General features: G+C 74.2%; 25 protein-coding genes. 11 read left to right on the forward strand and 14 right to left on the reverse strand.

Translation table 11 applies throughout. The features are described from left to right. Nucleotides 1-99: 99 nt before the first annotated feature. Nucleotides 100-849, reverse strand: coding sequence for a peroxide stress protein YaaA (yaaA, locus tag ACI796_RS15065; protein ID WP_456942041.1), 750 nt, complete (start codon nucleotides 847-849; stop codon nucleotides 100-102). Between the two features lie 219 nt (nucleotides 850-1,068). Here yaaA and fdhA point away from each other — a divergent pair, with 219 nt between their 5' ends. Then, nucleotides 1,069-2,286, forward strand: coding sequence for a formaldehyde dehydrogenase, glutathione-independent (fdhA, locus tag ACI796_RS15070; RefSeq protein WP_456942042.1), 1,218 nt, complete (start codon nucleotides 1,069-1,071; stop codon nucleotides 2,284-2,286). 88 nt (nucleotides 2,287-2,374) lie between these two features. Here fdhA and ACI796_RS15075 read toward each other — a convergent pair whose 3' ends face one another. The 3 genes from ACI796_RS15075 to ACI796_RS15085 all read right to left on the reverse strand — a co-directional run bounded on the left by ACI796_RS15075 (nucleotide 2,375) and on the right by ACI796_RS15085 (nucleotide 4,348). Next, nucleotides 2,375-3,472, reverse strand: coding sequence for a spore photoproduct lyase family protein (locus ACI796_RS15075; protein WP_456942043.1), 1,098 nt, complete (start codon nucleotides 3,470-3,472; stop codon nucleotides 2,375-2,377). Between the two features lie 87 nt (nucleotides 3,473-3,559). Continuing rightward, a complete protein-coding gene (locus tag ACI796_RS15080; protein ID WP_456942044.1) occupies nucleotides 3,560-3,940 on the reverse strand; it encodes a nuclear transport factor 2 family protein in 381 nt (126 codons plus the stop codon). A 54-nt stretch (nucleotides 3,941-3,994) separates the two neighbouring features. Continuing rightward, entirely contained in the window at nucleotides 3,995-4,348 is a 354-nt protein-coding gene (locus tag ACI796_RS15085) for an ArsR/SmtB family transcription factor (protein WP_456937117.1), read from the reverse strand. Nucleotides 4,349-4,450: 102 nt separating this feature from the next. Here ACI796_RS15085 and arsM point away from each other — a divergent pair, with 102 nt between their 5' ends. Genes arsM through ACI796_RS15100 form a run of 3 tightly spaced genes read left to right on the forward strand, consistent with a single transcriptional unit; the run spans nucleotide 4,451 to nucleotide 6,728 of the window. Further along, complete coding sequence (gene arsM, locus ACI796_RS15090; RefSeq protein ID WP_456942045.1) at nucleotides 4,451-5,194, forward strand: arsenite methyltransferase; 744 nt, start codon at nucleotides 4,451-4,453, stop codon at nucleotides 5,192-5,194. Next, a complete protein-coding gene (gene arsB, locus ACI796_RS15095; RefSeq protein WP_456942046.1) occupies nucleotides 5,191-6,324 on the forward strand; it encodes an ACR3 family arsenite efflux transporter in 1,134 nt (377 codons plus the stop codon). The genes arsM and arsB overlap by 4 nt, the downstream gene beginning before the upstream one ends. After that, complete coding sequence (locus ACI796_RS15100; RefSeq protein WP_456942047.1) at nucleotides 6,321-6,728, forward strand: arsenate reductase ArsC; 408 nt, start codon at nucleotides 6,321-6,323, stop codon at nucleotides 6,726-6,728. Before arsB ends, ACI796_RS15100 begins: the two co-directional genes overlap by 4 nt. A gap of 25 nt (nucleotides 6,729-6,753) precedes the next feature. Here ACI796_RS15100 and ACI796_RS15105 read toward each other — a convergent pair whose 3' ends face one another. Continuing rightward, nucleotides 6,754-8,226 carry an aldehyde dehydrogenase family protein gene (locus tag ACI796_RS15105; RefSeq protein WP_456942048.1) on the reverse strand — a complete coding sequence of 491 codons (1,473 nt, stop codon included), beginning with the start codon at nucleotides 8,224-8,226 and terminating at the stop codon, nucleotides 6,754-6,756. A 193-nt stretch (nucleotides 8,227-8,419) separates the two neighbouring features. On the opposite strand from ACI796_RS15105, the gene ACI796_RS15110 reads away from it, so the two are divergent. The 4 genes from ACI796_RS15110 (at nucleotide 8,420) to ACI796_RS15125 (ending at nucleotide 12,551) form a co-directional block, all read left to right on the forward strand. After that, entirely contained in the window at nucleotides 8,420-9,313 is an 894-nt protein-coding gene (locus ACI796_RS15110) for a TauD/TfdA dioxygenase family protein (RefSeq protein WP_456942049.1), read from the forward strand. A gap of 127 nt (nucleotides 9,314-9,440) precedes the next feature. Beyond that, nucleotides 9,441-10,409, forward strand: coding sequence for a glycine betaine ABC transporter substrate-binding protein (locus ACI796_RS15115; RefSeq protein ID WP_456942050.1), 969 nt, complete (start codon nucleotides 9,441-9,443; stop codon nucleotides 10,407-10,409). Between the two features lies 1 nt (nucleotide 10,410). Beyond that, the gene (locus ACI796_RS15120) at nucleotides 10,411-11,619 is read left to right on the forward strand and encodes a quaternary amine ABC transporter ATP-binding protein (protein ID WP_456942051.1); all 1,209 of its coding nucleotides are present in this window, start codon (nucleotides 10,411-10,413) and stop codon (nucleotides 11,617-11,619) included. After that, nucleotides 11,616-12,551 carry an ABC transporter permease gene (locus ACI796_RS15125; RefSeq protein ID WP_456942052.1) on the forward strand — a complete coding sequence of 312 codons (936 nt, stop codon included), beginning with the start codon at nucleotides 11,616-11,618 and terminating at the stop codon, nucleotides 12,549-12,551. Before ACI796_RS15120 ends, ACI796_RS15125 begins: the two co-directional genes overlap by 4 nt. A 21-nt stretch (nucleotides 12,552-12,572) precedes the next feature. On the opposite strand, the gene ACI796_RS15130 is transcribed toward ACI796_RS15125, so the two are convergent. After that, nucleotides 12,573-13,376, reverse strand: coding sequence for an exodeoxyribonuclease III (locus ACI796_RS15130; RefSeq protein ID WP_456942053.1), 804 nt, complete (start codon nucleotides 13,374-13,376; stop codon nucleotides 12,573-12,575). A 215-nt stretch (nucleotides 13,377-13,591) separates the two neighbouring features. Here ACI796_RS15130 and ACI796_RS15135 point away from each other — a divergent pair, with 215 nt between their 5' ends. Next, nucleotides 13,592-15,178, forward strand: a complete 1,587-nt coding sequence (locus tag ACI796_RS15135; protein ID WP_456942054.1) for an LCP family protein — start codon at nucleotides 13,592-13,594, stop codon at nucleotides 15,176-15,178. Between the two features lie 68 nt (nucleotides 15,179-15,246). On the opposite strand, the gene ACI796_RS15140 is transcribed toward ACI796_RS15135, so the two are convergent. Both ACI796_RS15140 and ACI796_RS15145 read right to left on the reverse strand, forming a co-directional pair. Continuing rightward, nucleotides 15,247-15,636 (reverse strand): VOC family protein, encoded by a 390-nt coding sequence (locus tag ACI796_RS15140; RefSeq protein WP_456942055.1) that lies wholly within the window; start codon nucleotides 15,634-15,636, stop codon nucleotides 15,247-15,249. After that, nucleotides 15,621-15,917, reverse strand: a complete 297-nt coding sequence (locus tag ACI796_RS15145) for an ArsR/SmtB family transcription factor (protein ID WP_456942056.1) — start codon at nucleotides 15,915-15,917, stop codon at nucleotides 15,621-15,623. Before ACI796_RS15145 ends, ACI796_RS15140 begins: the two co-directional genes overlap by 16 nt. A 100-nt stretch (nucleotides 15,918-16,017) precedes the next feature. Between ACI796_RS15145 and ACI796_RS15150 the strand changes: the two genes are divergently transcribed. Then, nucleotides 16,018-16,239 (forward strand): hypothetical protein, encoded by a 222-nt coding sequence (locus tag ACI796_RS15150; protein WP_456942057.1) that lies wholly within the window; start codon nucleotides 16,018-16,020, stop codon nucleotides 16,237-16,239. A 69-nt stretch (nucleotides 16,240-16,308) separates the two neighbouring features. Further along, the gene (locus ACI796_RS15155) at nucleotides 16,309-16,509 is read left to right on the forward strand and encodes a hypothetical protein (protein WP_456942058.1); all 201 of its coding nucleotides are present in this window, start codon (nucleotides 16,309-16,311) and stop codon (nucleotides 16,507-16,509) included. Nucleotides 16,510-16,578: 69 nt separating this feature from the next. Here the strand turns inward: ACI796_RS15155 and ACI796_RS15160 are convergent, their stop codons facing one another. The 6 genes from ACI796_RS15160 to ACI796_RS15185 form a co-directional block, all read right to left on the reverse strand. Continuing rightward, on the reverse strand, nucleotides 16,579-17,790 hold the full coding sequence (locus ACI796_RS15160) for an acyl-CoA dehydrogenase family protein (RefSeq protein ID WP_456942059.1): 1,212 nt from the start codon (nucleotides 17,788-17,790) through the stop codon (nucleotides 16,579-16,581). Between the two features lie 124 nt (nucleotides 17,791-17,914). After that, nucleotides 17,915-18,352 (reverse strand): DUF4383 domain-containing protein, encoded by a 438-nt coding sequence (locus tag ACI796_RS15165; protein ID WP_456942060.1) that lies wholly within the window; start codon nucleotides 18,350-18,352, stop codon nucleotides 17,915-17,917. Nucleotides 18,353-18,506: 154 nt separating this feature from the next. After that, the gene (locus ACI796_RS15170; RefSeq protein ID WP_456942061.1) at nucleotides 18,507-20,153 is read right to left on the reverse strand and encodes a carbamoyltransferase family protein; all 1,647 of its coding nucleotides are present in this window, start codon (nucleotides 20,151-20,153) and stop codon (nucleotides 18,507-18,509) included. A gap of 120 nt (nucleotides 20,154-20,273) precedes the next feature. Next, nucleotides 20,274-21,665, reverse strand: coding sequence for an amidase (locus tag ACI796_RS15175; RefSeq protein ID WP_456930075.1), 1,392 nt, complete (start codon nucleotides 21,663-21,665; stop codon nucleotides 20,274-20,276). Nucleotides 21,666-21,669: 4 nt separating this feature from the next. Next, on the reverse strand, nucleotides 21,670-21,870 hold the full coding sequence (locus ACI796_RS15180; protein ID WP_456942062.1) for a hypothetical protein: 201 nt from the start codon (nucleotides 21,868-21,870) through the stop codon (nucleotides 21,670-21,672). A gap of 58 nt (nucleotides 21,871-21,928) precedes the next feature. Further along, nucleotides 21,929-23,641 (reverse strand): RecQ family ATP-dependent DNA helicase, encoded by a 1,713-nt coding sequence (locus ACI796_RS15185; protein WP_456942063.1) that lies wholly within the window; start codon nucleotides 23,639-23,641, stop codon nucleotides 21,929-21,931. Between the last annotated feature and the right edge of the window lie 28 nt (nucleotides 23,642-23,669).

A 23,669-nucleotide genomic window follows, 5' to 3' on the forward strand; every position in this document is an offset into this window, starting at 1 on the left:
TTGGGTCCGGACGCCGCGTACATCGTAAGCGACGTCCATTGCGGTCAACAGGGATCACGGAGAAAAACGCCAAGGTCACACGAGGTGACGGCGCGCCCCTCAGGCGGCCGCTGGGAGGACCAGGGTGAGCGCGTCGGCCCCGTCGTGTTCCACGTGCAACCCGGCCCGCCGCAGCAGCGTGCGCACCCGGGCGGCGTCGTCCGGCTCGGCCGTCGTCGTGGCCAGCAGGCGGGCCACCCGTCCCTTGTGCGCCTTGTTGGCGTGGCTGACCACGGTGCGGCTGCCGTCGCCCCGCTCGCTCAGGACGTCGACGGTGACCGCGCCCGGGACCGGGGCCAGCGCCTGGTACGCCCCGCTGCGCAGGTCGACGACGAGCTCCCCGGAGGCCGCGAGTGCCGGGCCGAGGACCGGGCGCCACAGCGTCCGCAGGGTGGGCAGCCCGGGGAGCGCGGAGCCGGCGGAGAGCCGGTAGGCCGGGATGGCGTCGGTCGCGCGGACCAGGCCGAACAGGGCCGAGCCGACGGCGAGCCGGCGGTCGGCCCGGGCCCGCTGGGCGCGCGTCAGGGTGCGGACGGCGAGGGCGTCGTAGAGGACGCCCGTGTAGCGCTCGACCGCCGGCGCGGTGGGGCTGGTGCACAGGGCGGCGTTGCGGGCGAGCTCGGCGTCCTGGCCGGCGGACAGACCCAGCGCCGCGCGGGCGGCGGGCGGGTCGGCGGCGAGCCGGACCAGCGCCTCGACCAGCCGGGCGCGCAGCGGGGTGAGCTCCGGCGTCGAGAGGGCGGCGAGGTCGAGCGGGGCGCCGTCACCGCCCGGGGACTTGGTCTCCGAGGGCGGGAGCAGTACGAGCACGACCGGCGACGGTACGTCGCAACGTGCCGTGCCGCGGCAAGGGGTCGGTGTCGTCGCCGAGACCTTTCCGTGACCCAGGCCACACTCGGACCCCGCCGGACCCCGAGACCAGGAGTCCCGTCCTGGCGCGGGGGCGGCACCAGGGCCGCGCCGACCGGCGCGGCGACCGAGACGGTGTCCGGCACAGCGCCGTGCCGGCTGCCGAGAGGAGGCACGTCCGTGGCGAACAAGGCGGTCATGTACATGGGTCCGGGCAAGGTCGAGGTCGCGGACCTGGACTACCCGGGGCTGGAACTGAAGGAGGGCCCGGGCGTCAACCCGGCCAACGTCGGCCGCAAGACGCCCCACGGCGTCATCCTGCGGACCGTCGCCACCAACATCTGCGGCAGTGACCAGCACATGGTCCGCGGCCGGACGACGGCGCCCGAGCGGCTGGTCCTCGGTCACGAGATCACCGGCGAGATCGTGGAGAAGGGGCCCGACGTCGAGTTCCTCGAGATCGGCGACATCGTCAGCGTGCCCTTCAACATCGCCTGCGGCCGCTGTCGCAACTGTAAGGAGGGCAAGACCGGGATCTGCCTGAACGTCAACCCCGACCGCCCCGGCTCGGCCTACGGCTACGTGGACATGGGCGGCTGGACCGGCGGGCAGGCCGAGTTCGTGATGGTCCCGTACGCGGACTGGAACTGCCTGAGGTTCCCGGACCGGGACCAGGCACTGGCGAAGATCCGCGACCTGACGATGCTGTCGGACATCTTCCCGACCGGCTACCACGGCTGCGTCACCGCCGGCGTGGGCACCGGCTCGACGGTCTACATCGCGGGCGCCGGCCCGGTGGGGCTCGCCGCGGCCGCGTCCGCGCAGCTGCTCGGCGCCGCGGTGGTCATCGTCGGCGACCTCAACGCCGACCGGCTGGCCCAGGCCCGCAGCTTCGGCTGCGAGACCGTCGACGTCTCCCAGGGCGACCCGAAGGACCAGATCGAGCAGATCCTCGGCACCCCCGAGGTCGACTGCGGCGTCGACGCCGTCGGCTTCGAGGCGCGCGGGCACGGTGCGGACGCCTCGCACGAGGCGCCGGCCACGGTCCTCAACTCGCTGATGGACATCACCCGGGCCGGCGGCGCGCTGGGCATCCCGGGCCTGTACGTGACCGGCGACCCGGGCGCGGTCGACGACGCGGCCAAGGAGGGGTCGCTGTCGATCCGGCTGGGCCTGGGCTGGGCGAAGTCGCACGCGTTCACCACCGGCCAGTGCCCGGTCATGCGCTACCACCGCCAGCTGATGATGGCGATCCTGCACGACAGGGTGCAGATCGCGAAGGCGGTCAACGCGACGGTCATCCCGCTCGAGGAGGCCCCGCGCGGCTACCAGGAGTTCGACCAGGGCGCGGCGAAGAAGTACGTGCTCGACCCGAACGGCCTCATCCCGGCCGCCTGACCCCGGTCGCCCGATCCCGACGATCATGGCGCCGTGACCGCCGCCGGCCCGTCCGGCACGGTCCCGGCGCCATGATCGCGGCCGGGCCTCAGGTCCAGTAGAGGAAGCGGGCCTGCGGCAGCCGGTCGGCGACGGCGGCCTCGAACCAGGGGCGCAGCTCGGCCATCGTCTCCCTCGGGTAGACGTGCTTGACCGAGCCGAACCTGCCCCGCTTGGTGGTGCGCCGGGACTCGTCCATCTCGAGCTTCGTCCGCGGGTACCAGTCGAGCAGCGTCTCCTTGCTGCCCGGCGTGAACCGGTGGGTGATGCACTCGACGGTGAGGTCGGCGTCCGCCGGCAGCGCCGCGGCGACGGCGTCGAGCAGGGCGCCGTACTCCTCGCGCCAGCCGTCCACCGGCATGATCGGCGCGATGGTCAGGCCCACCGGGTAGCCGGCGCCGGCGACGGCGGCCAGGGCGGCGACGCGCGCCTCGACCCGGGCCGTGGCGCCCTCGAACCGGCGGGCCACCGGGGCGGCGTTGAGACTGAACCGGAGCCGGGTGCGCCCGCCGTGCGGCAGGCCCAGCAGGCCGGCGACGTCGTCGAACTTGGTGGTCGCACGCAGCTGCACGGGGCCCGGCCACGCGTGGGTGCCGAAGTGCTCGACCATGCGGACCAGGCCGCCGGTGAGGTGCTCGATCGCCAGCGGGTCGGTGTAGCAGGACGCCTCGAACGTCGTCCCCTCGCCGCCGCGTTCGAGCGTGCCGGAGGTGACGCCGCCGCGGCCGACGTAGGCGTCGAGGCCCGCGAGCACCTCGTCGAGGTCGGCCCACACGCGGGTGATGGGCGGGCCGGACAGCGAGCCGGCGAGGTAGCAGTACTGGCAATGCGCCGGGCAGCCCTCGGCCAGGTCGAGCCGGAAGTCCGCCGACGGCGGGATCGGCTGCGGTCGGCGCTTGGACGGCGGCGGCACGACCAGCGCCATCGTGTCCTTGGCGGCCATGAACGCGGCGCGGTCGTCGTCGCCGCGCAGGGAGGGCAGCCGGTCGCCGGGCAGCAGGTCGATCGCGTCGACGCCGGCGCCCTCGAGGCGGCGCAGCACGCGCTGCCCGTGCGGGCGCTCGGCGGCCGAGCGCGTGACGAGGACGCGCTTCGGCGTCCACAGGCGGGTGGGGGAGGGGGCCTCGAGCGGGGCGGGCGCGGTCATCGACGGGTACAACACCGCGGTGCCCCCGCCGATGCCCCTGCGGGGGACGTCTTCGCAGGTCAGCCCGTGAGTCGGGACACTCCGGGGTCAGGGCGCCGCCCGCCAGCGCGCCCGCCACTCAGGCGCCTCCCAGGCCTCGCCGATGTAGATCGTCTCGCGGGCCACCCGGTCACCCCGGAACTCGTAGACGGCTGGTCCGTACATCCACGGACCGCCGTCGTAGCGGGCGCGCACCTCCACCACCCAGAAGTCATCCCGCCCCCGCACGCGGACGACCTCCAGGTCGACCCGTGCCGGGTAGTCCCGACGCCACTCCCGGAAGTTCGCCACGCCCTCGAACCGCTCGCCGGACTGCGGGAACTCGAGAACGGCGTCCTCGTGGTAGATCTCGCTGGCGCGGTCCTCGTCGCCTGCAGAGCTGTGACGGACGTAGTGCTCCAGCGCGGCCCGGACGGACTGCTCGTCCATGACCTGATGCTCCCCGCCGGATCCCCGGACGTCGATGAGTGCCGGGTCGCGGACTCAGGACGCGGTGGTCGTGAGGACCGCGGCGAGGGAGTCCAGGGCCCCGGGCACGAGGGCGTAGTAGGCCCACACGCCGCGCTTCTCGCGGGTGAGCAGGCCCGCGTCGACGAGGACCCGGAGGTGGTGCGACACCGTCGGCTGGGACAGGCCGAGGGGCTCGACGAGGTCGCACACGCAGGCCTCGCCGCCGTCGTGGGCGGCCACCAGCGACAGCAGCCGGAGCCGCGCCGGGTCGGCGATCGCCTTGAGCGTCCCGGCCAGCGTGGCGGCGTCGGCGGCGCTCAGGGGTGCGCGGACCAGCGGCGCGCAGCACGCGTCCGTCCCCGGGGCCAGCGGCAGCGACGTCGTCACGGCGCCAGTGTCGCACCGGACATCCACGGACGTCGATATCGACAACCGTCGATGCCTGTGGCACCGTCCTGTCATCGACGTCCATCGATGTGTGGAGGAGCCATGACCGGGACCGAGGCGGACCTGCGGGAGCAGGTCCGGGCGCGCTACGCCGCGGCCGCGCAGGAGGTCGGGGGCGGCTGCTGCGGCCCGGCGGCCGGGGACGACGGGCGCTTCGGCGCCGGCCTGTACGACGCCGCGGCCACCGAGGGGCTCCCCGACGAGGCCGTGCTGGCGTCGCTCGGCTGCGGCAACCCGGTGGCAGTCGCCGACCTGCACGAGGGGGAGCGGGTGCTCGACCTCGGCTCCGGCGGGGGCATCGACGTGCTGCTCTCGGCCCGCCGCGTCGGCCCCACGGGTTTCGCGTACGGCGTCGACATGACCGACGAGATGCTCGACCTCGCCCGCGCCAACGCGGCGGAGGCCGGCGCGACGAACGTGGAGTTCCGCAAGGGCACCATCGAGGACCTCCCGCTCGCGGACGCGAGCGTCGACGTCGTCATCTCCAACTGCGTCGTGAACCTGTCGACCGACAAGCCCGCGGTGCTCGCCGAGACCTTCCGCGTGCTCGCCCCCGGCGGGCGCATCGGCATCTCCGACGTCGTCGCCGAGGACTCCGTGACCCCGGCCGAGCGCGCCGAGCGCGGCTCCTACGTCGGCTGCATCGCCGGCGCGCTGTCCCGGTCCGAGTACCTCGAGGGCCTCGCCGCAGCCGGCTTCGCCGACGCCTCGGTCACCTTCACGCACGAGGTCGCGCCCGGCCTGCACGGCGCGATCGTGCGGGCCGTCAAGCCCGCGGCCGCGTGAGCGACGCCGTCGCCGAGCGCCCCCGCGCGGGCACCGGCCCGGAGGCGCCCGTCCTCGCCCGCCTGACGACCCTGGACCGCTTCCTGCCGGTGTGGATCGCCGCCGCGATGGCGCTCGGCCTCACGCTGGGCCGCTGGGTGCCGGGGCTCGGCGACGCCCTGTCGGCGGTCGAGGTGGGCGGCGTCAGCCTGCCCATCGCGGTCGGCCTGCTGCTGATGATGTACCCGGTCCTGGCCAAGGTCCGGTACTCCGAGCTGGACCGCGTCACCGGCGACCGCCGGCTGCTGGCCGCCAGTTTGGTGCTCAACTGGCTGGTCGGCCCGGCGCTGATGTTCGTCCTCGCCTGGGCGCTGCTGCCCGACCTGCCCGAGTACCGCACCGGCCTGGTGATCGTGGGCCTGGCCCGGTGCATCGCGATGGTGCTGGTCTGGAACGACCTGTCCTGCGGTGACCGCGAGGCCGCCGCCGTCCTGGTCGCGGTCAACTCGGTGTTCCAGGTCCTGGCCTTCGCCGCGCTGGGCTGGTTCTACCTGCAGGTGCTGCCGGGGTGGCTCGGCCTGCCGACGACGTCGGCGGAGTCCAGCGTCGGGGCGATCGCCGTGTCGGTGCTCGTGTTCCTCGGCGTCCCGCTCGCCGCCGGCTTCCTCACCCGCACGCTGGGGGAGCGGGCGCGTGGCCGGGACTGGTACGAGGAGCGGTTCCTGCCGCGGATCGGACCGGTCGCGCTGTACGGGCTGCTGGTCACGATCGTCGTGCTCTTCGCGCTGCAGGGCGACGCCGTCACCTCGCGGCCCTGGGACGTCGCCCGGATCGCGCTGCCGCTGCTCGCCTACTTCCTCCTCGTGTTCGGCGGGGGTTTCCTGCTCGGCATGCGGCTGCGCCTCGGCTACGCCAGGACGGCGACCCTGGCCTTCACCGCGGCCGGCAACAACTTCGAGCTGGCCATCGCCGTGGCGATCGGCACCTTCGGCGTCACCTCCGGCCAGGCGCTGGCCGGCGTGGTCGGCCCGCTCATCGAGGTCCCCGTCCTCGTGGCCCTGATGTACGTCGCCCTGTGGGCCGGCCGGCGGTTCTTCCCCGGTGACCCCGTCGCACCACCCCGTCCCCTCCTCCCAGGAGCAGTCCGATGACCTCCCGCCCCAGCGTCCTGTTCGTCTGCGTGCACAACGCCGGCCGCTCGCAGATGGCCGCCGGCTGGCTGCGCCACCTCGCCGGGGACGCCGTCGAGGTCCGCTCGGCCGGCTCCCTGCCCGGCGACCGGGTCAACCCCTCCGCCGTGGAGGCGATGACCGAGGTCGGGATCGACATCACCGACCAGCGGCCCAAGGTCCTCACGACCGAGGCGGTCGAGGCCTCCGACGTCGTCATCACCATGGGCTGCGGCGACGCCTGCCCGGTCTTCCCCGGCAAGCGCTACCTCGACTGGGAGCTCGAGGACCCGGCCGGCAAGGGCGTGGAGGCCGTGCGGCCCATCCGCGACGAGATCGAGCGGCGGGTCCGCGCGCTGGTCGCCGAGCTGGTGCCCGCCCGCTGACCCGCCCGGTGCGACGGGGCGGAGCTCAGTCGAGCCAGCCGCTGCGGCCCGGCGACCGCCGCCGCCACACGTGCTTGAGCTCCCGGTACTCGGCCAGCCCGGTGGGTCCGAGCTCCCGCCCGACGCCGGACTGCCCGCGCCCGCCCCACTCCGCCCCGGGGACGTAGGGGTGGTAGTCGTTGATCCACACCGTGCCGCAGCGCAGGGCGGCGGCGACCCGCTCGGCGCGCTCGTCGTCGCCGGTCCACACCGCCCCGGCCAGGCCGTAGGCGGTGTCGTTCGCCAGCGCGACCGCCTCCTGCTCGTCGGTGAAGGTCTCCACGGTGAGGACCGGCCCGAAGACCTCCTCGCGGACGACGGCCATGTCCCGCCGGCACCCGGTCAGCACCGTCGGCCGGTAGAAGAAGCCGTCCCGCAGCGCCGGGTCGTCGGGACGGCGTCCGCCGGCAGCCAGGACCGCGCCCTCGGCCAGGGCCCCGGCGACCATCTCCTCGGTCCGCGCCCGCTGCGCCGCTGAGACCAGCGGCCCGGACTGGGTGTGCTCGTCCCGCCCGTCGCCCAGCCGGACCGCCTCCGCGCCGGCGACCAGGCCGGCCACGACGGCCTCGTGCACGTCGGCGTGCACGATCAGCCGCGAGCCGGCCGAGCAGACCTGCCCCGCGTGCAGGAAGGCCGCGTACAGGGCGTTGTCGACCACCACGTCCACGTCGACGTCGGGGAAGACGACGTTCGGGTTCTTGCCGCCGAGCTCGCAGTGCACCCGCTTGACGGTGTCCGCGGCGGCGCGCAGGACGGCGCGGCCGGTGGCGGTGCCGCCGGTGAAGCTGACCAGGTCGACGTCGGGGTGCGCGACCAGCACCGCCCCGACCACCTCCCCGTCGCCCAGCACCAGGTTGGCCACCCCCGAGGGCAGGCCGGCCTCGGCCAGCAGCGACAGCAGGTGCGCGGTGGTCAGCGGGGTGAGCTCGCTGGGCTTGACCACCGCCGTGCAGCCGGCCGCCAGCGCCGGTGCGAGCTTCCAGCTGATCTCGAGCAGCGGGTAGTTCCAGGGCGTGACGAGCGCGCACACGCCGGCGGGCTCGGCGACGACCCGGCTGTCGACCCCGGGGCCGGCGTCCACGGGCCGCGTGACGTCGACGACCGCGAGGTCGGCGTAGTACCGCAGCACCGCGACCACGTCGTCGACGTCGGCCCGGCTCTCGCGCAGCGTCTTGCCGGTGTCGCGGGTCTCCAGCAGCGCGACGTGCTCGCGGTCGCGGACCAGCAGGTCCGCGGTGCGCTGCAGCAGCGCCGCGCGCTCGGCCGCGGGCAGGCCGGACCACTTCCCGGACTCGAACGCCGCCCGCGCCGCCGCGACCGCGCGGTCGACGTCACCCGGCGTCGCGGCGTCGTGCGCGAGCACGAGCGACCCGTCGAACGGGTCGAGGACCCGCAGGACGCGGCCGGAGCGGGCGTCCTGCCACGTCCCGTCGATGAACAGCGAGCCGGGCACGGACACGGCGGGACCCCTCGTCGTCAGGAGGCGGGAACACCCGCTACGGTAATCCCTATGCAGTCGGTCGGGATTGTGCGGATTGCGCTCGTCGAGCGCCGGCACGTCGACCTGCTGCGGTGCGCGAGCGCGCTCTGTCGGGCCTGAGACCCGTCCCCGGCCCCGTCCGCTCGTCCGCACCCACCCCTGGAGACCCCGCATGACCCTGCTCGCTGCTGCCCCGACCACGCCCGCCGCCGTCGACGGCGGCGTCCTCGACCTCGAGCGCCTGGAGCCGACCATCGGCGCCCGGGTCCACGGCGTCGACCTCGCCCGCGCCACCGACGAGCAGGTCCGGGCGATCCGGGCCGCGCTCGCCGAGTACAAGGTGCTGTTCTTCGCCGGCCAGCACGACCTGCACCCCGACGGCCAGATCGCCCTCGGCCGCCGCCTGGGCGAGGTCACCGAGTCGCACCCGGTCGTCCCGGGTGTCGACGAGGAGCACCCCGAGATCTACGCGCTCGACAGCGCCACCGGTGGCTTCGCCGACGTCTGGCACACCGACGTCACCTTCGTGCGCCGGCCGCCGCTGGGATCGGTCCTGCGGGCCGTCGTCCTCCCGCCGACCGGCGGTGACACCCAGTGGGCCGACCTGGAGCTGGCCTACCGCTCGCTCAGCGAGCCGCTGCAGCACCTGGCCGACCAGCTCGTCGCGGTGCACGACGGCACCCGCGAGTTCGGCTACTACATCGCCCAGCGCGAGGAGCGCACGACGTGGGAGGGCGAGGAGTACCGGGCGCTGGTCCCCGTCTCGCACCCGGTCGTGCGGGTGCACCCCGAGACCGGCCGCAAGGGGCTGTTCGTCAACCCCGGCTTCGTCTCGCACATCGAGGGCGTGTCCGACGCCGAGAGCCGGTACCTGCTCGACCTGTTCTACGCGCACATCACCAAGCCGGAGCACGTCGTGCGGCACCGCTGGTCGGTCGGTGACGTCGTCATGTGGGACAACCGGTCGACGGTGCACTACGCCAACCGCGACTACGGCGACCAGCGCCGTGTCATGCACCGCATCACCCTCCGGGGCGACGCCCCGGTCGGGCCCGCGGCCGTCTGACCCGGGCCGCCGCCCTCTCCCGACCGATCGCGGTACGAGGCGCAGGCTCCTCCAGGGGGCCTGCGCCTCGTACTGTGCCCACACCTGCTGCGGCCCGTCCGGGCCCCGTCCCCAGGAAGAGGACCCCATGCAGCGCACTCCCCTCCGCTCCCGCACCTCCGCCGTGGCGCTCGCCGCCCTCCTGACCGCAGCCCTCGCCGGGTGCACGAGCGAGGAGGCGGGCTCCGGCGGCGGCGGTGGCGGCGGCGGTGGCGACGGCGTCACCGTCCAGACCGCCCAGTTCAGCTGGACGGCCGCCGGCCTGACCAACGCCATCCTGGGCGAGATCGCCGCGGACAACCCCGACCTCGGCGTCGCCTCGCTGGCGACCACCCAGCTCGACCCCGCCGCCGCCTGGGCCGGCGCCGCGCGCGGTGACATCGACCTGCTCACCGAGGTGGCGCTGCCCAACCAGCAGGAGCTGGCCGACTCGGCCGCCGACCGGGTCGAGATCGTCTCGGAGACCTACGGCGACGCCGCGCAGGGCTGGTTCGTGCCGGCCTACGCCGTCGAGCCGGGCGGGCCACTGGAGGGGCTGACCAGCGTCACCCAGCTCAACGACTACGCCGAGCAGCTCGGCAACAAGTTCTACGACGCCGACCCCGGCTACATCACCACCGAGCAGAACGCCAAGCGGCTCGCGGGTTACGGCATCGAGCTGGAGCACGTCGTCTCCAGCGAGGCCGCCGAGCTCGCGCAGCTGGAGAACAGCTACAGCCGCGAGGAGCCGATCGTGCTGTACCTGTACCACCCGCACGCGGTGTTCGCGCAGTACGACATGGTGCAGCTCGAGGAGCCCACGCCCTACACCGAGGGCTGCCTCACCGAGGGCGACGGCGCCTGCGCGATGCCCTCCTACAGCGCCAACATCGCCGCCAGCAACGAGCTGCGGGACCAGGCCCCGGGCTTCGTCGAGCTGCTGACGAACTTCCGCATCTCCGTCGAGGAGATGGAGGAGATGCAGAAGCAGGTCGACGTCGACGGCGAGGACGTGGCCACGGTGGCGCGCGGGTGGGTCGACTCCCACGGCGACCAGATCGACGAGTGGATCGGCTGACGTGACCGCGCCGGTGCTGCGCGTCTCGGGCCTGACCAAGGTCTTCGGGGCGCGGGAGCAGGAGGCCCTGCGGCTGGCCGGGGAGGGGCTCGGGCGGGACGAGATCCAGCGGCGCACCGGGGCGACGCTCGCCGTCCACGACGTCAGCTTCGCCGTCGAGCGCGGTGAGCTGTTCGTCGTCATGGGGCTGTCGGGGTCGGGCAAGTCGACGCTGGTCCGCCTGCTCAACCGGCTCATCGAGCCCAGCGCCGGCACCGTCGAGGTCGAGGGGCGGGACCTGCGCGCGCTCGACGACGCGCAGCTGCGCGCGGTGCGCAACGACAAGATGAGCATGGTGTTCCAGCACTTCGCGCTCATGCCGCACCGCACGGTCCGCGAGAACGCCGCCTACGCGCTCAAGGTCCGCGGCGCGAGCGCGGCCGAGCAGCGCGAGCGGGCGGACTGGGCGCTGGGGACGGTGGGGCTGCTCGAGCGGGCCGACGCCCGGCCCGACGAGCTGTCCGGCGGCATGCGCCAGCGCGTGGGCCTGGCCCGCGCGCTGGCCGCCGACTCGGAGGTGCTGCTCATGGACGAGCCGTTCTCCGCGCTGGACCCGCTGATCCGCCGCGACATGCAGGACCTGCTCGAGCGTCTGCAGTCGGAGCTGGCGAAGACCATCGTCTTCATCACCCACGACCTCAACGAGGCCATGCGGCTGGGCGACCGGATCCTCATGCTCAAGGACGGGCGGACGGTCCAGCTCGGCACCGGCCCGGAGATCATCTCGGCGCCCGCCGACGACTACGTCGCCGACTTCACCTCCGACGTCGACCGGACCCGGGTGCTCACCGCCGGCGACCTGCTGCGCGAGCCGCGGCTGACCGCCCGGATCGGCGACGCACCCGGCGACGTGCTCCGGGCCCTGGGCGCGGCCGAGGCCAACGGCGTCTACGTCCTCGACGACGGCGGGCGGATCGCCGGCGTCGCCCGGGACGACCTGCTCGCCCGCGCGGTGCACGAGGGCCGGTCCGCCCTCGGCCCGCGCGAGCTGGTCGCCGACCACGCGACCATCGCGGCCGACCGCCCGGTCGTCGAGTTCGTGCACCTGGTCGGGCGGCACCCCGTGCCGCTCGGCGTCGTCGACGACGGCGGGCGGCTGCTCGGCGTCGTCCCGCGGGCCGCGGTGCTCGACGCGCTGTCGGCCGTCCCGGTCCGGGGGAGGCGCCCGTGATCCCGCACATCCCGCTCGGCCAGTGGGTCGCCGACCTCATCGACTGGCTGCTCGCGACCGTCCCCTGGCTGTTCGACGCCATCTCGAACGTCATGCAGGTCCTCGTGGACCGGCTCACCGACGTGCTGGTCTCCCCGCCGCCGGTGGTGTGGATCGTGGTGTTCACGGTGCTCGCCCTGCTGCTGCGCGGCCCGTGGCTGGCGCTCTACACCGTGCTGGCGTTCCTGCTGGTGGTGTCGCTGGAGCTGTGGGTCGAGACCATGCAGACCCTCGCGCTGGTGCTCGTGGCCGCGGTCATCGCCGCGGCGATCGGGATCCCCCTCGGGATCCTGGCGGCCCGCTCCCGGGCCGTCAGCATGACGGTCCGGCCGGTCCTGGACTTCATGCAGACGCTGCCGGTGTTCGTCTACCTCATCCCCGCCGTCTTCTTCTTCGGCGTGGGCGTCGTGCCGGGGGTCGTGGCGACCATCCTGTTCGCCATCCCGCCCGGCGTGCGGCTGACCGAGCTGGGCATCCGGCAGGTCGACCGCGAGGTGGTCGAGGCGGCGCAGGCCTTCGGCGCCCGCCCGGGGCAGGTGCTGCGCGAGGTCCAGCTGCCGCTGGCGCTGCCGTCGATCATGGCCGGCGTCAACCAGGTGATCATGCTGGCGCTGTCCATGGTGGTCACCGCCGGCCTGCTCGGTGCGGCCGGCCTCGGCGCGGTGGTGGTGCGGGCGGTCACCCAGCTCGACGTCGCCAGCGGCTTCGAGGGCGGCCTGGCCGTGGTCCTGCTGGCCATCTTCCTCGACCGGCTGACCGCGTCCTTCGGGCAGCAGACCGCCCTGTCCCGGATGCTGCGCCGACGCCGGCGGCCCGCCGAGCGGGCGGCGTCGGCCCGGGCCGCCGAGCCCGAGGTCGCGTCGTCGCCGGCCGGTGCGCGCGTCACCACCTGACGGCGGCCGCCCGCCGGGCCCTCAGTCCGCCAGCTCGACCACCACGGGGGCGTGGTCGCTGGCGCCCTTGCCCTTGCGCTCCTCGCGGTCGATGAGCGCCGCGCTCACCCGGCCGGCCAGCTGCGGCGACCCGAGCACGAAGTCGATCCGCATGCCCTCGCGGCGCGGGAAGCGCAGCTGCGTGTAGTCCCAGTACGTGTAGACGCCGGGGCCGGGGGCCAGCGGCCGGACGACGTCGGCGTACCCGGCGTCGACGACGGCGCGGAACGCCTCCCGCTCGGGCACCGAGACGTGCGTGGAGTGCGCGAAGACGCCCATGTCCCACACGTCGTCGTCCTGGGGGGCGATGTTCCAGTCGCCGACCAGCGCGACCTGCGCGGCCGGGTCGGCGGTCAGCCAGCCGCCGGCCGCGGTGCGCAGCGCGGCCAGCCACTCGAGCTTGTAGTCGTAGTGCGGGTCGCCGAGCTGCCGGCCGTTGGGCACGTACAGGCTCCACACCCGCACCCCGCCGCAGGTGGCGCCCAGCGCCCGGGCCTCGGCGGCGGGCTCGGCGCCCTCCTTGGCCGCCCACGTCGGCATGCCGGGGAAGCCCACCTCGACGTCGGCCAGCCCGACCCGGGAGACGACGGCGACGCCGTTCCACTGCGAGTGCCCGACGTGCGCCACCTGGTAGCCGAGCTCGGTGAACCGCTCCTCGGGGAACTGGTCGTCGCGGCACTTGGTCTCCTGCAGCGCCAGGACGTCGACGTCGCGGCGCTGCAGCCACGCCGTCACCCGGTCGACCCGGGTCCGGATGGAGTTGACGTTCCAGGTGGCGAGGCGCACGGTCCCCGAGCCTAGGTGGCACCGGTGGTCACCGCCGGAGCCCGTCCGGACACCCCCCGTGACCAGGGGAGACGCACCTCACGCCCGTTCGGGTGCCCGGGCGCGGTGCTGGGTACGGAGACGGCCGTGACCGCCAGCCGTGAGTGGGATCATGACCGGATGACCAGGACCCGTGGGAGCGAGACGAACCGGCCCGGGGCGTCCCGGGTGCGTCCGTGAACGAGGACGTCACCCGGCCGATCGGCGACGCACCGTCCCTCCCGCCGGTGCCGCCGGGGCAGAGAGCGGCCCGCCGCGGGCGCAGCCGCCGGCAGCGGCCCGAGTCGCGGTCCCTCGGGGCGGTGCTCGGCCTGACCGCCGCCAACGCCGTCGTCCCCGGGACCGCGTTCCTGGCCTCCGGGCGGCGCCGCCTCGGCGCGGTCGTCCTGGTCCTGTTCCTGCTGGTCGTCGGCGCCGGCGTCTGGCTGGCCACCGCCGGCCGGCGCACCGCGGTGCGGCTGGCCGTCGACTCCACGTCGCTGAACTGGGTCGTCGCCGCGCTGGCCGTGCTCGCGCTCGCCTGGGCCGTCGTCGTCGTCACCGGCTACCGGTCGCTGCTGCCGCGGCGCAGCTCCGCCCCGCGGCACGTCGTCGGCGCCGTCCTGGTGGCCCTCCTCGTCGCGGGGATCGCCTACCCGGCCTACCGCGTCGGCACGGTCGCCGTCGCGCAGCGGGGCCTGCTCGACGGCCTCTTCGCCGACGACCGCGAGTCGGCCACCGTCGAGGACACCCCGGACCCGTTCGGCAGCAAGGACCGGGTGAACGTCCTGCTCCTGGGCGGGGACGGTGGCGAGGGCCGCGAGGGCGTGCGCACCGACACCGTCATCGTGGCCAGTGTCGAGACCGAGACCGGTGAGACGACGCTGTTCAGCCTGCCCCGGAACCTGGAGGACCTGCCCTTCCCGGCCGACAGCCCGCTGGCGGAGGTCTACCCCGACGGCTTCGAGTCCGGCAGCGAGAGCGAGAGCCTGCTCAACTCCGTCTACCGCAACGGGCCGGCCGACCACCCGGACGTCCTCGGCCCCACCGACGACCCCGGCGCGGACTTCCTCAAGCTCGGCGTCGGCGAGGCGCTCGGCCTCGACATCGACTACTTCGTGCTGGTCAACCTCGACGGGTTCAGCCGGCTGGTCGACGCCCTGGGCGGCATCACGGTCAACGTCAACTACTACGTGCCGATCAACGGCATCACCGGTGAGGAACTGCCCGACGACTACATCGCGCCGGGAGCCAACCAGCACCTCGACGGCTATCTCGCCCTGCAGTTCGCCCGCGGCCGGTACGGGCTCACCGACTACGACCGCATGGACCGGCAGCGCTGCACCATCAAGGCGATCGTCGACGAGGCCGACCCGATCACCCTGCTGGAGCAGTACCAGGAGCTGGCCGCGACGACGCAGGACATCGTCAGCACCGACATCCCGCGGTCGGCGCTCGACGACTTCGTCGACCTGGCGTTCCTGGTCAAGGACGCCGAGATCCGCAGCGTCGTCTTCGACCCCAGCCTGATCGACCCCGCGTACCCGGACTACGACCGGATGCGCCAGATCGTGCGCGACTCGCTCGCCCCCGCCCCGGCGACGGCCCCGCCGCCGGCGCCGGGTGACTCGGCGGCCGGGTCCGACGGCGACACCGGCGGCGACCAGACCCCGGCGCCGCCCCCGGCCGCGCCGGCCACCGACGTCGGGGACGCCTGCGCCTACGACCCGGCCCAGGCCCAGGCCGCCCTCGACGCAGGCGAGCCGCCGTCCCGCAACGGCTGAGGAAGGACCCCGTCCCCCCACCCTTCGCACGCTCAGGGCGGGACCCGGGACGGGGCCGTTCCAGCACGTCACCCGGTGGGGCTGGCGATCTGGACGAGGTTGCCGCAGGTGTCGTCGAGGACGGCGGTGGTCACCGGGCCCATCTCCAGGGGCTCCTGGGTGAACCGCACGCCCAGGGCCTTGAGCCGCGCCGTCTCGGCGTGCACGTCGGCGACGGTGAAGGAGTTGTAGGGGATCCCGTCGGCCACCAGCGCCTCCTTCCACGGCCGCGCCGCCGGGTGGGCGTCGGGCTCGAGGACCAGCTCGACGCCGTCGGGCGCCTCGGGGGAGACCACGGTCAGCCAGCGGTGCTCGCCGAGCGGCACCTCGGTCTTCTTCACGAAGCCGAGCACCTCGGTGTAGAAGCGCAGCGCCTTCTCCTGGTCGTCGACCAGCACGCTGGTCAGGGTGATCCGCACGGGCCCTCCTCCGTGTCCAGCCGCCACCTCTCGACGATGGCGCGCAGCGGCGCGGTGTCCAGGTGGTGGAACTTGTAGCGACCCTCCCGCCGGGTCCGGATCAGCCCCGCCTGCTCGAGGACGTCGAGGTGCTGGGAGACGGCCTGGCGCGACGAGCCCACCCCGTGCCGCTGGATCAGCCGGGCGCACAGCTCGAACAGCGTCTGGCCGTCCCGGTCCTGCAGCTCGTCGAGCAGTGCACGCCGGGTCGGATCGGCGAGGGCCCTGAACACGTCGCCCACGGCCGGACGATACGCAAGCGCGCGCTTACCTGTCCAGCCCGCGGCGTCTGGTTGGCTCGGGCGGGGAGCCGGTCCGGGGACCGGCGGGAACGGAGGCGACATGGGCGGCGGACCGGCACGGCCCGGGGACGGCGGGACGACGGCGCGGCGCGAGCGGCTGGTGGCGCTGCTCGTCCTCGGCATCGGGGTGGTGCTGCTGGTGTCCTCGCCGACGTGGTTCGCCAGCGACCGGGGCGGCGTCGGCGTCGCCCAGCTGTTCGTGGGCGTCGTCCTGCTCGCCGTCGGCGGCTTCCTCCTGCGGCGGTCGCGCACGGTCCGCTGACGTTGCGGCGCCGGGGTGACCGGCACCACACTCCGGGGGACCCAGCGGGCCCCAGGACGGAGGACGCACGTGAAACTGGAGAAGCGGCACCTGCTCGAGATCCTGCGCACCGAGGGCGACCACCGCACCGCGGACGCGGTGGAGAGCCGGCTGCCCGACGAGATCGACACCGACCGGGACGCCGACGCGCTGTCCGGGGTCGGCCTGGACCGCACCCAGTTGCTCGCCAAGCTGGCCGCCGGGGGCTTCGGGACGACGCTGTCCCCGTGACCTGACCCCGGACGTGCGACGGGCCGGCACCCCGCAGGGTGCCGGCCCGTCGTCGAGCGGGAATCGGTGTCAGCCGACCCAGGGGCGCTCGCGGGCGAGCTCCTCCTTGGCCACCGACCGCAGGTGCACCGCGTCCGGGCCGTCGGCGATGCGCAGCGTGCGGGCCGAGGCGTAGAAGCGCGCGAGCACGGTGTCGTTGCTGACGCCGGCGCCGCCGTGCACCTGGATCGCCCGGTCGATCACGTCGCAGGCGACGTTCGGCGCGATCACCTTGATGGCGGCGATCTCGGTGCGGGCGCCCTTGGCGCCGTACTTGTCGATCAGGTCGGCGGTGCGCAGCACCAGCAGCCGGGCCTGGTCGATCTCCATGCGCGAGCGGGCGATCGTCTCGCGGACGGTGCCCTGCTCGGCCAGCGGCCGGCCGAAGGCGACCCGCTTCTGCGCGCGGTCGACCATGAGCGCCAGCGCCCGCTCGGCCATGCCCAGCGCGCGCATGCAGTGGTGGATGCGGCCGGGGCCGAGCCGCGCCTGGGCGATCATGAAGCCGTCGCCCTCGCCGGCGAGGATGTTGCTCACCGGGACCCGGACGTCGGTCAGCCGCATCTCCGAGTGGCCGTGCTGGTCCTGGTACCCGAACACCGGCAGGTGCCGGATGATCTCCAGGCCCGGGGTGTCGCGCGGCACCAGGACCATCGACTGCTGCCGGTGCGGGGCGCCGTCGGGGTCGGTCTTGCCCATGAGGATGAAGATCTGGCAGCGCTCGTCGGCGGCGCCGCTGGTCCACCACTTGCGGCCGTTGATCACGTACTCGTCGCCGTCGCGGACGATCGACGTCTGGATGTTGCGGGCGTCGGAGGAGGCGACGTCGGGCTCGGTCATCGCGAACGCCGAGCGGATCTCGCCCTCGAGCAGCGGCTCGAGCCAGCGCTGCTTCTGTTCGGGCGTCCCGAACATCATCAGCGTCTCCATGTTGCCGGTGTCCGGGGCGCCGCAGTTGGTGACCTCGGGGGCGATCGTGGGCGACCAGCCCATGATCTCGGCCACCGACGCGTACTCGAGGTTGGTCAGCCCCCCGAGCTCGTGGTGGAAGAGGTTCCAGAGACCGCGGGCGCGGGCCTCCTTCTTGAGGTCCTCGAGGACCGGCGGGTGCTCGTGGTTGTCGTGGCCACGCTCGGCGCGCCACGCCTCGTATACGGGCTCGGCGGGGAAGACCTGCTCACGCATGAAGTCCCACATCCGGCCGCAGACGTCCTCGGCTCGGGCGGAGAGGGCGAAGTCCATGCCCGGAAGGTAGACCGCCGCGTGACCGGCGTCGCACGGGGGTCGCGCGCCGTCCGGGTCCGGGGACGGCGGGAGCCCGGGCACCCGCGGCGTGGCGGGCACCCGGCCCCGGGTGACGCCTTCCTCAGGCGCGCGAGGCGCGGACGGCCGCGTTGACCGGACCGAGCGCGAGCACCAGGCCGACGATGGCGGTCGCGATGTGCAGCGCGTTGTCCGCGGCGTTGACGTTGAGGACGTCCCAGTCCTTGCCCGACGCGATCAGGCCGTAGACGAAGGCCGCGCCGTAGCCGACCGCGAGCAGCCAGCCGTAGGTGCGGGCGCCGGCCAGCGTCCGGGACAGCGCGATGCCGGCGATGCCGATGAGGACGTGCACCACGTTGTGCAGCGGGTTGATCATGAAGAACAGGAGCATCTCGTCCTGTCCGTGGCTGGCGAAGCCGTCGAAGCCGGTGACGAAGAAGCCGACGACGCCGACGAGCAGGTAGACCACGCCGAAGGCGAGGGCGAGCATCTGGGGCCAGGCCATCGCCGGCCGTGCGCCGGTGTTCCCCGTGGTGGCCATGGGTTTCCTCCGTGTCCGAGTGGGTCGCCGTCTGCCGGCGGTGCACCGGGTCTTCGGACGCCGTGGGCGTTCCGGTTCGCCGGTCACCCGGTGGAGGGAGCGGAGGAACGCGCAGGGCCCCGCGCCGTCGGCGCGGGGCCCTGCGGGGGAGAGGTCAGGGGCGGGGCGTGCGCCGCGGCCGGCGGACGACGAACGGGCCGATGGCCAGCAGGTCGACCGGGGCCGAGCCGAAGCACTCCAGGGCGTCGCGGGGATCGTCGACCATCGGCCGCCCGGCGGTGTTGAGGCTGGTGTTGACCACCACCGGCAGCCCGGTGCGCCGCTCGAACGCCGAGATCATCCGGTGCACCAACGGCTCGGTCTCCGGGTCGATCGTCTGGATGCGCGCGGTGCCGTCGACGTGGGTGACCGTGGGGATGCGGTCCTTCCACTCCGGGGCGACGTCGTGCACGAAGAGCATGTACGGCGAGGGGATCGGCCCGCGGCTGAAGATCTCCGGTGCCCGCTCCAGCAGGACCATCGGCGCCACGGGGCGGAACTGCTCGCGGCCCTTGACGTCGTTCATCCGCTCGAGGTTGGCCTCGAAGCCGGGGTGGGCGAGCAGGGAGCGGTGGCCCAGCGCCCGCGGGCCGTACTCGCTGCGGCCCTGGAACCAGGCGACGATGCCGTTGTCGGCGAGCACCTCGGCGACGGCCTCGGCGACGTCGTCGGGCCGCTCGTAGTCGACGGCGGCGGTCTGCAGCCGGCGCTCGATCTCGTCGTCGCTCCAGCCGCGGCCCAGCGCCGCGCCGGGCATCGGCTCGGTCCGCTCGCCGAGCTCGGCGGCGACGTGCAGGGCGGCGCCGAGCGCGGTGCCCGCGTCGCCGGCGGCCGGCTGCACCCACACCTGCTCGAACGGGCTCTCGGCGAGGATGCGGGTGTTGGCCACGCAGTTGAGCGCCGTGCCGCCGGCCATCGTGAGCGTCTTCTCGCCGGTCTGCTCGTGCACCCAGCGAGCGAGGTCGACCAGCACCTCCTCCAGCCGCGTCTGCACGCTGGCGGCGAGGTCGGCGTGGTCCTCGGTCCACTGCTCGTCCCTGCCCAGGCGCGGCGCGAACTCGGAGAAGTCGATCCGCTCGGTCACGAAGCCGCCGTCGCCGGTGGCGCGGACGAGCTCGGACAGCTCGCCGAGGAAGCGCGGCTTGCCGTAGGAGGCCATCGCCATGACCTTGAACTCGTCGGAGCTGCGCAGGAAGCCCAGGTGGTCGGTGAGCTCCTCGTACATCAGGCCCAGGGAGTGCGGCAGCGCCTGCCCGGCGAGGATCTCCAGCTGCCCGTCGACGTAGCGGCCGGCGAGGTGGCTGTGCGCCTCGCCGCGGCCGTCGAGCACCAGGACGGCGTTGTCGCGCTGCGGAGCGGCCTTGCCGGCGGAGGCCGCGTGCGCGACGTGGTGCTTGACGAAGCGGACCTTGGCGGGGTCCAGGCCGGGGAGGGCGTGCGCGAGGAAGTCCGGCGCCATCTCGGCGTACCTCTTGCGCATGGTGTCGCCGTCGTCGAACAGGCCCGAGTCCTCCGGCGTGCCCATCAGCGCCGGGTCGAAGGAGTAGGCGACGGCGTCGAGCTCCTCGGGGCGGATCCCCGCGTGCTCCAGGCACCACGCGGCGGACAGCTCGGGCAGCTCCCAGGCGCTCCACGGCAGGGGGCGCTTGCCGTGCTTGCGCCGGCTGAAGCGTTCCTCCTCGGCCGCGGCCACGACCTCCCCGTCGACGACGAGCGCGGCGGCGGGGTCGTGGTAGATGGCGTTGATGCCGAGGACCTTCACGTGCGCTCTCCTCCCGCACCGGGCGACGCACCCGCTGCACTGGCCTTGATCATCGACTCGTCCCTGCAGTCCCGCAGGGCGAGCCCCCGATGCGGTGACAGCCCCTGGGTTCCCGCCCGGCTAGAGGGGTGGGCGGCGGCTGCCCCAGTCCGTCGCCGACTCGTAGGTCTGGCCCACGCGCAGCACGCCCGCCTCGTCGAAGGGCCGGCCGATGACCTGCAGCCCGATCGGGAGCCCGGACGAGGTGAACCCGCACGGCACCGACAGTGCCGGCAGGCCGGTGATGTTGCCCGGGGCCGAGTGGCCGACCCAGGCGTCGATCACCGCCTTCTCCCTCCCGCCGGGGAAGGTGAACGTCTGCTGCCCCACCTCGGCCGCGGCGGCGGGCAGGGTCGGGCACACGAGCGCGTCGATGCCCTCGAAGGCGCGGCGGAACGCCTGCTGCACCAGCGTGCGGACGCGCAGCGCCTTGATGTACTGCGTGGCGAGCACCGTCTCGCCGGCCTCGAGGAAGACCCGGACGTCGTCGGTGTAGAGGCCCCCGGACTCCCGCAGCATCTCCTGGTGGTAGGCGCTCGCCTCGGGCACGAGGACCCCGAACTCGACGGCCATCATCTGGTCGGCGTAGGGGATCTCCACCTCCCGCAGCCGGGCACCCTGGGCCTCGAGGACGCCGATGGCCTCCCGGACGGCCGCCTCCACCTCCGGGTCGACGTCGTCGAAGAAGTAGTTGGCCGGGACGCCGAGCGTCAGGCCCCCGACCCCGGCGTCCAGGTCCGCCGTGTAGTCGGGGACCGGCTCCCGGGCGGAGCCCGGATCGCGGGCGTCGAAGCCGGCGATCGCCTGCAGCGTCAGGGCCGCGTCGCGCACCGTGCGGGTGAGCGGTCCGGCGTGATCGAGCGACCAGCACAGGGACGTGATGCCGTGGCGGGGCACCCGGCCGTAGGTCGGCTTGAGGCCGACGGTGCCGCACACCGACGCCGGGATCCGGATCGAGCCGCCGGTGTCGGTCCCCATCCCCACCAGGCACTCCCCGGCGGCCACGGCGGCGCCGGACCCGCCGCTGGAGCCACCCGGCACGCGACCGGTGTCCCAGGGGTTGCGGGTCGTCGGCGTCAGCACGCCGTAGGCGAACTCGTGGGTGTGCGTCTTCCCCACCACGACCGCGCCGGCATCGCGGAGCCGGGCCACGCAGGCCGAGTCCTCCGTCGCGACGTGCTCGGACCGGACCGCGGAACTGGAGGTGGTCGGCAGGCCTGCGACGTCGTAGAGGTCCTTGATCCCCACCGGGATGCCGTGCAAGGGCCCGCGGTGGTCGCCGCCGGCGATCTCCCGCTCTGCCTGCCGTGCCGCCTCCAGCGCCTGCTCGGCGGTGACGACGACGAACGCGTTCAGCCGGTCCTCGACCGCCTCGATGCGGTCGAGCACGGACTGCACGAGCTCGACCGGGGACAGCGTGCGCTGCTCGATCCGGCGGGCGGCCTCGGCGATGCTGAGCTCGGATGGCTGCACGTCCTCACGCCCAGCGCGCGTCGAAGGCGGCTGCCGGGGGCGTCTCACCCACGGGGATCCCGTCGAGGCTGTCGTAGAGCCCCAGCACCATGGTCACGGCCGGACCCGCCGCGGCCCGCCGCTCGGTGCTGAGGTCCAGGCGGGCGTGCGCGAGCAGCTGGTCGAACGCCTCGTCGCCGAGCGGCGACCGGTCTGTCGAGGCCACGGGCCACCTCTTCCGGGTCAGGTGTGACGAGGGGCACAGCATGCCCGAGGCCGGGCGCTCAGGCGCCGCGGACCTGCAGGAGGTCGTTCTCCTCGACGGCCTTCAGCGCCAGCGTCTTGTAGCCGACCTCCTCGAACAGGACGACGACGCGGTCGTCCTCCACCCGCATGACCACGCCGGGGCCCCACTCGGTGTGCGTCACGGGGGTCTCCGGGGCGAACGGGGTGTCGGCGTCGCCGCCGGCCGGCTGCTCGCGGGAGGTGCCGGCCGAGCAGGTGTCGCAGTTGCCGCAGGGCTCCTCGAGCTGCTCGCCGAAGTAGCCGAGCAGGTACTGGCGGCGGCACTCGGTGGTCTCGGCGTAGCCGCGCATCATCTCGACGCGGCTCTGGTCGACCCGCTCGTGGTGCTCGGCGAGCTCGCGCGCGGCGGCGGCCGCCTCGCCGGGGGGCGGCGCGCCCTCGGCCGGGTGCGCGGCGCCCTCCTCGTCGAGGAGGACGGCCGAGACCTGCTCGAGCAGGTTGAGGTCGCGGGCCAGCGGCGTGGCGCCGCGGCCGGTCTCCTCCCGCAGCTGCTTCACGTCGACGCCGTCCTCGACGCCGGCGGCGGGCGCGGCGGCGACCAGCCCGGCGACCTGCTGCAGCTCCTCCTCGGCCGGGGCCCCGGCGGCGAAGAAGCGGCGCAGACCGAGGTCCTCCTGCCGGTAGACCAGCACCGCGAGCGCGGGCTCGCCGTCGCGGCCGGCCCGGCCGATCTCCTGGTAGTAGCTGTCGATCGAGTCGGCGGGCTCGGCGTGGACGACGAAGCGGGTGCCGGGCTTGTCGATCCCCATCCCGAACGCGGTGGTGGCGACGACGACGTCGAGCTCGTCCTCCATCCACGCGCGCTGGGTGTCCTCGCGCTCGCTCTTCCTCAGGCCCGCGTGGTACGGCCGCGCCCGCAGCCCGCGCTCGGTGAGCGCGTCGGCGACCTCGAGGGTGCCCTTGCGGGTGGCGCTGTAGACGATGCCGGGGCCGCGGCCGGCCTCGACCTCGGCGACGGTGCGGTCGACGACGGCGGTGCGCTTGGCGGTGGCGTCGGCGTGGTGGTCGACCTCGAGCCGGATCTCCGGCCGGTCGAAGCCCGCGACGACCACCTCGGGGTCGCGCATCGCCAGCCGCTCGACGATCTCGGCGCGCACCGGCGGGGCCGCGGTGGCGGTCAGGGCGAGCACCGTCGGGTGCTCCAGTTGCTCGACCACCTGCCCCAGGCGCAGGTAGTCGGGGCGGAAGTCGTGGCCCCACGCGGAGACGCAGTGCGCCTCGTCGACGACGAACAGCGCGACGCCGGCCCGGTGGACCGCGTCCACCACCTCCGGCTTGGTCAGCTGCTCGGGGGCGAGGAAGAGGAAGCGGACCGTCCCGTCCTCCAGCCCCTCGAGCGCGGCGCGCTGCTCGCCGGCGGACAGGCTGGAGTTGAGCTGCGCGGCGCGGCCGACGTCGTCGCCGAGCTCCTCCAGCCGCTCCACCTGGTCGCGCTGCAGGGCGATCAGCGGCGAGACGATGACGACCGGGCCGTCGAGCAGCTGCCCGGCGACCTGGTAGACCGCGCTCTTGCCGGCGCCGGACGGGAGCACCGCCAGCGTGTCCCGGCCGGACAGCACGGCCTGCATGGCCCGCTCCTGGCCGGGACGGAACTCCTCGAAGCCGAGGACGTCGCGGGAGACCTCGCGCAGCCGGCGGGTGCGGACCGAGGCAGAGCCGCCGGCGGGGTTGTCGCTGGGGGTGCGTGACACCGGCTGCCGCTGCCCGGGCGCCGCGATC

Source organism: Geodermatophilus sp. SYSU D00525 (genome assembly GCF_054050475.1).

What these genes read in the sequence shown, in the direction of transcription:
- arsM (WP_456942045.1), top strand. Translation starts at nt 4,451, where the DNA reads ATGACCGGGACCGAGGCGGACCTGCGGGAGCAGGTCCGGGCGCGCTAC.
- ACI796_RS15110 (WP_456942049.1), top strand. Translation starts at nt 8,420, where the DNA reads ATGACCCTGCTCGCTGCTGCCCCGACCACGCCCGCCGCCGTCGACGGC.
- ACI796_RS15150 (WP_456942057.1), top strand. Translation starts at nt 16,018, where the DNA reads ATGGGCGGCGGACCGGCACGGCCCGGGGACGGCGGGACGACGGCGCGG.
- ACI796_RS15165 (WP_456942060.1), bottom strand. Translation starts at nt 18,352, where the DNA reads ATGGCCACCACGGGGAACACCGGCGCACGGCCGGCGATGGCCTGGCCC.
- ACI796_RS15075 (WP_456942043.1), bottom strand. Translation starts at nt 3,472, where the DNA reads ATGACCGCGCCCGCCCCGCTCGAGGCCCCCTCCCCCACCCGCCTGTGG.
- ACI796_RS15100 (WP_456942047.1), top strand. Translation starts at nt 6,321, where the DNA reads ATGACCTCCCGCCCCAGCGTCCTGTTCGTCTGCGTGCACAACGCCGGC.
- ACI796_RS15160 (WP_456942059.1), bottom strand. Translation starts at nt 17,790, where the DNA reads ATGGACTTCGCCCTCTCCGCCCGAGCCGAGGACGTCTGCGGCCGGATG.
- ACI796_RS15115 (WP_456942050.1), top strand. Translation starts at nt 9,441, where the DNA reads ATGCAGCGCACTCCCCTCCGCTCCCGCACCTCCGCCGTGGCGCTCGCC.
- ACI796_RS15080 (WP_456942044.1), bottom strand. Translation starts at nt 3,940, where the DNA reads ATGGACGAGCAGTCCGTCCGGGCCGCGCTGGAGCACTACGTCCGTCAC.